This is a genomic window from Streptomyces phytophilus (assembly GCF_013870535.1).
GTDB lineage: Bacteria > Actinomycetota > Actinomycetes > Streptomycetales > Streptomycetaceae > Streptomyces > Streptomyces phytophilus.
In genome coordinates, this window is the sequence record NZ_JACBXC010001608.1 from 1 (window position 1) to 1,166 (window position 1,166).

At 75.9% G+C, this 1,166-nt stretch carries 1 protein-coding gene; it reads left to right on the forward strand.

The features are described from left to right. Positions 1–1,166: PDZ domain-containing protein (locus H5J30_RS34585; RefSeq protein ID WP_181791765.1), on the forward strand; the 1,166-nt coding region annotated here is incomplete at both ends.

The following is a 1,166-nucleotide window of genomic DNA, read 5'->3' on the forward strand; positions in this document are numbered from 1 at the left end:
GGCGACGTACGCGAGGTCGACGCCAGCGGGTACGGCGACGCCGGCGGGCTGGTGTTCTCCCCCGACTCCGCCTGGCTGGCCTGGTCCCACCCGGGCCCCGGCGAGCTGCGGCAGCTGCGCCTGGCCACCACCGACGGGCTGGCCGTCGCCGAGGCCACGCCGCTGCGCTTCCGCGACTACTCCCCGGCGTTCACCGCCGACGGCAAGCACCTGGCGTTCCTGTCCGAGCGGGCCTTCGACCCCGTCTACGACAGCCACGTCTTCGACCTGTCGTTCCCGTACGCCTGCCGCCCCCACCTGATCACGCTGGCCGCCGAGACGCCCTCGCCGTTCGGCCCGCAGCGCCACGGCCGGGCCCCCGAGCGGGGCAGCTCCGACGACGGCGACGACGCCGGCTCCGCCTCCGGCGACACCCCGCCGGTCACCCGCATCGACCTCGACGGCCTCGCCGACCGGATCCTGCCCTTCCCCGTCGAGGCCGCCCGCTACTCGACGCTGCGCGCCGCCGAAGGCGGCCTGCTGTGGCTGACCCACCCGCTGCGCGGCGTCCTCGGCACCGACGCCGCGGGCCCCGACGACGACGGGCCCACCAGCCGGCTGGAGCGCTACGACCTGGGCAAGCAGCGCGTCGAGGAACTCGCCGACGACGCCGAGGGCTTCACCGTCACCGGGGACGGCACCCGGATCCTGCTGCGCACCGACGGCAAGCTGAAGGTCGTCCCCGCCGACCGCAAGGCCAGCCACGTCGACGACGGCGACGGGGACAACGTCACCGTCGACCTCACGCGCGTACGGCAGCTGCTCGACCCGGCCGCGGAGTGGCGGCAGATGTACGCCGAGGCCGGCCGGCTGATGCGCGACCACTTCTGGCGCGCCGACCTCGGCGGCGTCGACTGGGACGGCGTGCTGGACCGCTACCGCCCGCTGCTGGAGCGCGTCGCCACCCACGACGACCTCGTCGACCTGCTGTGGGAGGTGCAGGGCGAGCTGAACACGTCCCACGCCTACGTCATCCCCCCGGGCGGCGGCACCGGCGCGGGCGCACCGGAGCGGCGGCAGGGGCTCCTCGGCGCCGACATCACCCGCGGGGACGACGGCCGCTGGCGCGTCGAGCGGATCCTGCCGTCCGAGACCTCCGACCCGCACGCCCGCTCCCCGCTGACCGC